This is a genomic window from Pseudomonas amygdali (genome assembly GCF_002699855.1).
Classification (GTDB): domain Bacteria; phylum Pseudomonadota; class Gammaproteobacteria; order Pseudomonadales; family Pseudomonadaceae; genus Aquipseudomonas; species Aquipseudomonas amygdali.
In genome coordinates, this window is record NZ_LKBW01000287.1 from 25,256 (window position 1) to 32,751 (window position 7,496).

The window sequence follows — 7,496 nt, forward strand, 5'->3', positions numbered from 1 at the left end:
TGGATAACATCCTATAGCCCTTGTAATTCAATGTGTACAGCGAAAAGAAAGGTTGTCCAGAAGCGGTGCTTTGCCTGTGCCACACGTTCGGAAAAGCTGTGCATGGAATGCGGTTTTATCCACAGGCGAGTTATGCACAGAGTTTAGCCCTGACTTATGCAATGGGCTGAAGATGGGTTATCCACAGAGCTCACGATTTGACCGTTTGTCGTGTGACCACTGCATAAATCGTTGATTTATAGCTGCCTGTGAGCAACCTACATGTGGATAAGTCGTCTGCGGAACGTTACAATGGCGGCTGTTTTTGCCTCACCGGCTTTCAACTCAGGGGATATCCGTGTCAGTGGAACTTTGGCAGCAGTGCGTGGAGCTTTTGCGCGATGAGCTGCCTGCCCAGCAATTCAACACTTGGATCCGTCCGCTACAGGTCGAAGCCGAAGGCGACGAGTTGCGTGTGTACGCACCGAATCGTTTTGTTCTCGATTGGGTCAACGAAAAATACCTCGGCCGTTTGCTGGAGCTTCTTGGCGAGCATGGTCAAGGCATGGCACCTGCCCTTTCCTTATTAATAGGAAGCAAGCGCAGCTCTGCACCACGTGCCGCTCCGAATGCGCCATTAGCTGCCGCGGCGTCCCAGGCGCTGTCTGCCAATTCGGTCAGCAGCGTCTCGTCGTCTGCACCCGCCATGGCTACTCCGGCTGCTCCTGTCGCGGTGCCTGCACCGGTTCAGAACGTTGCAGCACACGACGAGCCTTCACGCGACAGCTTCGACCCAATGGCTGGTGCCAGCTCGCAACAGGCGCCCGCTCGTGCGGAGCAACGTACCGTGCAGGTCGAAGGCGCGCTCAAGCACACCAGTTACCTGAACCGCACGTTCACGTTCGAGAATTTTGTCGAGGGTAAATCCAACCAGCTGGCACGCGCTGCAGCCTGGCAGGTTGCCGATAATCCCAAGCACGGCTATAACCCGCTGTTCCTTTATGGTGGTGTAGGTCTTGGTAAAACTCACTTGATGCATGCTGTGGGTAACCACCTGCTAAAGAAGAATCCGAACGCCAAGGTTGTATACCTGCACTCGGAGCGCTTCGTCGCAGACATGGTCAAGGCCTTGCAGCTCAATGCAATCAACGAGTTCAAGCGCTTTTACCGTTCAGTCGATGCATTGCTGATCGATGACATTCAATTTTTTGCTCGCAAGGAACGTTCACAGGAAGAGTTTTTCCACACGTTCAACGCGCTGCTGGAGGGCGGGCAACAGGTCATTCTGACCAGCGACCGCTATCCGAAAGAAATCGAAGGCCTTGAAGAACGACTCAAGTCGCGTTTCGGCTGGGGTCTGACAGTTGCTGTCGAGCCTCCGGAGCTGGAAACCCGTGTGGCTATCCTCATGAAGAAAGCGGATCAGGCCAAGGTCGATCTGCCTCATGACGCTGCGTTCTTCATTGCCCAGCGGATTCGCTCCAACGTTCGAGAGCTGGAGGGCGCGCTCAAGCGTGTCATCGCTCACTCGCACTTCATGGGCCGCGACATCACCATCGAACTTATTCGCGAATCGCTGAAAGATTTGCTGGCGTTGCAGGACAAGCTGGTGAGTGTGGATAACATTCAGCGTACTGTCGCCGAGTACTACAAGATCAAGATCTCCGATCTGCTGTCCAAGCGTCGTTCCCGTTCTGTTGCCCGGCCTCGCCAGGTTGCAATGGCGCTTTCCAAGGAACTCACCAACCACAGTCTTCCGGAAATCGGTGACGTATTTGGTGGTCGGGACCATACGACTGTCTTGCACGCCTGCAGAAAGATCAACGAGCTCAAGGAATCCGATGCGGATATCCGCGAGGACTACAAGAACCTGCTGCGCACTCTGACTACGTGATAACGCCAGTGCAGCTTATTAAGGCAAGGGACTAGACCATGCATTTCACCATTCAACGCGAAGCCCTGTTGAAACCCCTGCAATTGGTCGCCGGCGTGGTAGAACGCCGCCAGACCTTGCCGGTTCTTTCCAATGTGCTTCTGGTCGTCGAAGGTCAGCAACTGTCGCTGACCGGTACGGATCTGGAAGTCGAACTGGTTGGCCGCGTTCAGCTGGAAGAGCCCGCTGAACCTGGAGAAATCACGGTTCCTGCGCGCAAGCTCATGGACATTTGCAAAAGCCTTTCCAATGACGCGCTGATCGATATCAAACTCGATGACTCCAAGCTGATCGTCAAGGCAGGTCGTAGCCGTTTTACTCTGTCCACGTTGCCTGCCAACGATTTCCCGACGGTGGAAGAAGGCCCGGGCTCGTTGACCTTCAATCTGGTGCAGAGCAAGTTGCGCCGCCTGATTGAACGCACCAGCTTTGCGATGGCCCAGCAGGATGTTCGCTACTACCTCAACGGCATGCTGCTTGAAGTGAGTGCCGGTATTTTGCGCGCCGTCGCCACTGACGGTCACCGCCTGGCGATGTGCTCGATGTCTGCCGATATCGAACATGCCGATCGTCATCAGGTGATCGTCCCGCGCAAAGGTATTCTCGAGATGGCGCGCTTCCTGACTGAGCAGGACGGCATGGTCAGCATCGTTCTGGGTCAGCATCACATCCGCGCGACTACCGGCGAGTTCACTTTCACTTCCAAACTGGTCGATGGCAAATTCCCGGATTACGAGCGCGTGTTGCCCAAAGGCGGCGACAAACTGGTGCTGGGTGACCGTCAGGCATTGCGCGAAGCGTTCAGTCGCACCGCAATTCTGTCCAACGAGAAGTACCGCGGTATCCGCCTGCAATTGGCCAATGGTCAATTGAAAATTCAGGCCAACAACCCAGAGCAGGAAGAGGCAGAGGAAGAAATCAGCGTCGAGTACAACAGCGATTCGCTGGAGATAGGTTTTAACGTGAGCTATCTGCTCGACGTGTTGGGTGTGATGACGACCGAGCAGGTACGCCTGATTCTGTCGGACTCCAATAGCAGCGCCTTGGTGCAAGAGTCGGATAACGACGATTCCGCCTACGTTGTCATGCCGATGCGTCTGTAACTTCATGTCCAGCGCAACCTAGATGTCTCTTAGTCGCGTCTCGGTCACCGGGGTGCGCAATCTGCACCCGGTGACCCTCTCCCCCTCCCCGCGTATCAATATCCTCTACGGCGCAAACGGCAGTGGCAAAACCAGTGTTCTGGAAGCCATCCACCTGCTGGGGATAGCGCGTTCGTTTCGTAGCAGTCGCCTGCTTCCTGTCATCCAGTACGAGCAGCCCTCTTGCACCGTCTTTGGACAGGTCGATCTTGCGCAAGGTGGTCACAGCAATCTCGGAGTATCACGCGACCGACAAGGCGAATTCCAGATTCGTATTGACGGGCAAAATGCGAGAAGTGCCGCTCAACTTGCTGAAATATTGCCGCTGCAACTGATCAATCCGGACAGCTTCAGATTGCTGGAAGGTGCCCCGAAGATACGCAGGCAGTTTTTGGATTGGGGAGTGTTCCACGTGGAACCTCGATTCATGGTCACTTGGCAGCGCCTGCAGAAGGCCCTCAAGCAGCGAAACTCGTGGCTTCGGCATGGTACACTTGACGCCGCTTCACAGGCGGCATGGGACCGAGAGCTGTGCTCGGCAAGTGACGAAATAGATGAATTCCGTCGCGCCTATATCAAGGCATTGAAGCCCGTTTTTGAACAGACTTTGAGCGAACTTGTTGAGCTTGAAGGTTTGACCCTGAGCTATTACCGAGGATGGGACAAGGAAAAAGAGCTGAGTACAGTGCTCGCCTCTTCCCTGCATCGTGATCAGCAAATGGGCCACACCCAGGCTGGACCACAACGAGCTGACCTACGCCTTAGATTAGGCGCTCATAACGCGGCGGATATATTGTCTCGCGGTCAGCAAAAGTTGGTGGTCTGCGCATTGCGTATTGCTCAGGGACACCTGGTCAGCCAGGTCCGTCGCGGCCAGTGTATTTACCTGGTGGATGACTTGCCCTCCGAACTGGATTACAACCATCGACGCGCGCTTTGCCGCTTGCTGGAAGAATTACGCTGCCAGGTGTTTATCACCTGTGTAGATCAAGAATTTTTGAGGGAAGGCTGGCAGACGGAAACGCCAGTCGCTTTGTTCCACGTGGAACAAGGCCTTATCACCCAGACCCACGACCATCGGGAGTGATTGCATGAGCGAAAACCAAACGTACGACTCGTCCAGCATTAAGGTGCTGAAAGGACTTGATGCCGTACGCAAGCGTCCCGGAATGTACATCGGTGATACAGACGATGGCAGCGGTCTGCACCACATGGTGTTCGAGGTGGTTGATAACTCGATCGACGAAGCATTGGCAGGCCATTGCGACGACATCAGCATCATCATCCACCCAGACGAATCTATCACCGTGCGCGACAACGGCCGCGGTATTCCGGTAGACGTGCATAAAGAAGAAGGCGTGTCGGCAGCCGAGGTCATCATGACCGTGCTCCACGCTGGCGGTAAGTTCGATGACAACTCCTACAAGGTATCCGGTGGTTTGCACGGTGTAGGTGTGTCGGTTGTTAACGCCCTTTCAGAAATTCTGTTGCTGACGGTTCGTCGCAGCGGCAAGATCTGGGAGCAGACTTACGTGCATGGTGTTCCACAGGAACCGATGAAAATCGTCGGTGAAAGTGACACCACGGGTACCCAGATCCACTTCAAGCCTTCCGCTGAAACGTTCAAGAATATCCACTTCAGCTGGGACATCCTGGCCAAGCGGATTCGCGAACTGTCCTTTCTTAACTCCGGTGTCGGCATTGTCCTCAAGGACGAACGTAGCGGTAAGGAAGAGCTGTTCAAATATGAAGGTGGTCTGCGTGCATTCGTTGAATACCTGAACACCAACAAGACGCCGGTCAATCAGGTGTTCCACTTCAATATTCAACGCGACGACGGCATTGGTGTCGAGATTGCGCTGCAGTGGAACGACAGCTTCAACGAGAACCTGCTGTGCTTCACCAACAACATTCCGCAGCGTGATGGCGGTACTCACCTGGTGGGCTTCCGTTCCGCGTTGACGCGTAACCTGAACAACTACATCGAGCAGGAAGGTCTGGCCAAGAAGCACAAGGTCGCGACTACCGGCGACGATGCGCGTGAAGGTTTGACTGCGATCATTTCGGTCAAAGTACCTGATCCGAAATTCAGCTCGCAGACTAAAGACAAACTGGTTTCGTCCGAAGTCAAAACTGCAGTGGAACAGGAGATGGGCAAGTACTTCTCCGACTTCCTGCTGGAAAACCCGAACGAAGCCAAAGCCGTCGTTGGCAAGATGATCGACGCAGCCCGTGCCCGCGAAGCAGCGCGCAAGGCTCGCGAGATGACTCGCCGCAAAGGTGCGCTGGATATCGCTGGCTTGCCGGGCAAGCTTGCCGACTGCCAAGAGAAGGACCCTGCCCTCTCCGAACTGTACCTGGTGGAAGGGGACTCTGCTGGCGGATCAGCCAAGCAGGGGCGTAACCGTAGAACCCAGGCGATCCTGCCACTCAAGGGCAAGATCCTGAACGTTGAAAAAGCGCGTTTCGACAAAATGATCTCTTCTCAGGAAGTGGGCACTTTGATCACCGCGCTGGGCTGTGGCATCGGCCGTGAAGAGTACAACATCGACAAGTTGCGGTATCACAACATCATCATCATGACCGATGCTGACGTCGACGGCTCTCACATCCGTACCCTGCTGCTGACCTTCTTCTTCCGTCAGTTGCCCGAGCTGATCGAGCGTGGCTACATCTACATCGCTCAGCCGCCGCTGTACAAGGTCAAGAAAGGCAAGCAGGAGCAGTACATCAAGGACGACGAGGCCATGGAAGAATACATGACCCAATCGGCCCTTGAAGACGCCAGCTTGCACCTCAGCGAATCGGCACCGGGCATCTCTGGTACTGCGCTGGAGAAACTGGTCAACGACTTCCGCATGGTCATGAAGACTCTCAAGCGTCTGTCGCGTCTTTATCCACAGGAACTGACCGAACACTTCGTCTACCTGCCGCCGATCACGCTGGAACAACTGTCCGACCACGAGGGCATGCAGGCCTGGCTGGCACTGTTCGACGCGCGTCTGCGTACCGGTGAGAAGTCAGGTCTGGTCTACAAGGCCAGCCTGCGCGAAGACCGTGAACGTAACGTCTGGCTGCCAGAGGTCGAACTGATCTCCCACGGCCTGTCGAACTACGTCACCTTCAACCGTGACTTCTTCGGCAGCAATGACTACAAGACCGTTACCGCTCTGGGACTGCAGATCAGCACGCTTCTGGAAGAAGGTGCCTACGTGCAACGTGGCGAGCGCAAGAAACCTGTCACCGAGTTCAAGGAAGCCCTCGCCTGGTTGATGGCCGAAAGCACCAAGCGCCACACCATCCAGCGCTACAAGGGTCTTGGTGAGATGAACCCGGACCAACTGTGGGAAACCACCATGGACCCGAGTGTGCGTCGCATGCTGAAAGTGACCATCGAAGACGCCATTGGCGCTGACCAGATCTTCAACACGCTGATGGGTGATGCGGTCGAACCACGCCGTGACTTCATCGAGAGCAATGCGCTGGCAGTGTCCAACCTGGACTTCTGATTCAGTTGTAGCTTCACAGAAAAGTTAGCCGTTATCCCGCAATGGTGATTTCGACTTGATAAGGCCAACCCCTGGGGTTGGCCTTTTTCATTTGAGGGTCTTCCAGGCCTGTCCTGCGTTGCAACGATCTCATCGACTTGATCACAATGAACATTGAAGCAATCTGCCGTTTATAGTGGCTAAAACAGTCGATCCGTATGTTTACACAGGAAACTTCAGCGCAGATGATTTCGCTGAGCGATTAACCTGATCAATATCTCAGCCGCTCAAGGCTGCACGTATCACTACGATATTGGCAGGAATAGCAAAAATGCCCGCACCTCTTATCCCCGTCGAGACCTCCCCCAAGCTTCCCTTGGAGGCAGATGTAGTTGTAATTGGCGGCGGCATAATAGGCAGCTTCACCGCCTACTACCTCGCCCTGCGCGGCATGAAGGTCGCTCTGGTTGAAAAAGGCCGTATCGGTGCCGAGCAATCGAGTCGTAATTGGGGGTGGTGCCGGCAGCAGAATCGGGATGCCCGGGAGCTGCCGATGGCAACCAAAAGCCTGGACCTGTGGGAGCAGTTTGCCAAGCAGAGCGGCGAGCAGACAGGCTTCACCCGCTGTGGCCTGCTTTACTTGAGCAACGACGAGAACGAACTTGCGGGATGGGCGCGCTGGGGAGAATTTGCCCGTACTGTAGGTGTCCAGACTTACATGTTGACCGCCCAGCAGGCCGCTGAACGCGGCAAGGCTACAGGCGAGCAATGGAAGGGCGGAGTCTATGCGCCTACGGATGGTACTGCCGATCCATCTCGTGCAGCACCAGCTGTTGCGAGAGCGATCATGGCGCTTGGCGGCACCGTGCATCAAGGTTGCGCCGCTCGGGGGCTGGATGTCAACGCCAACTAAAAAGTGACCCCCTTCCGTGCTAAATCGCCAACTTAGTTTTG

4 protein-coding genes and 1 pseudogene are annotated in these 7,496 nt (G+C 55.2%); all 5 read left to right on the top strand.

The window, feature by feature from the left end; genetic code table 11:
- Positions 1-337: 337 nt before the first annotated feature.
- Positions 338-1,873 carry a chromosomal replication initiator protein DnaA gene (gene dnaA / locus AO277_RS21420; protein ID WP_002551316.1) on the top strand — a complete coding sequence of 512 codons (1,536 nt, stop codon included), beginning with the start codon at positions 338-340 and terminating at the stop codon, positions 1,871-1,873.
- 38 nt (positions 1,874-1,911) lie between these two features.
- Positions 1,912-3,015, top strand: a complete 1,104-nt coding sequence (dnaN, locus tag AO277_RS21425) for a DNA polymerase III subunit beta (RefSeq protein ID WP_044318842.1) — start codon at positions 1,912-1,914, stop codon at positions 3,013-3,015.
- A 22-nt stretch (positions 3,016-3,037) separates the two neighbouring features.
- Positions 3,038-4,141, top strand: a complete 1,104-nt coding sequence (gene recF / locus AO277_RS21430; RefSeq protein WP_044318841.1) for a DNA replication/repair protein RecF — start codon at positions 3,038-3,040, stop codon at positions 4,139-4,141.
- Positions 4,142-4,145: 4 nt separating this feature from the next.
- Positions 4,146-6,563: a DNA topoisomerase (ATP-hydrolyzing) subunit B gene (gene gyrB / locus AO277_RS21435; RefSeq protein ID WP_044318840.1), complete on the top strand. Its 2,418-nt coding sequence runs from the start codon at positions 4,146-4,148 to the stop codon at positions 6,561-6,563.
- Between the two features lie 310 nt (positions 6,564-6,873).
- Positions 6,874-7,440 (top strand): annotated as a pseudogene (locus AO277_RS21440) (NAD(P)/FAD-dependent oxidoreductase); the annotation flags it as partial.
- Positions 7,441-7,496: the final 56 nt, after the last annotated feature.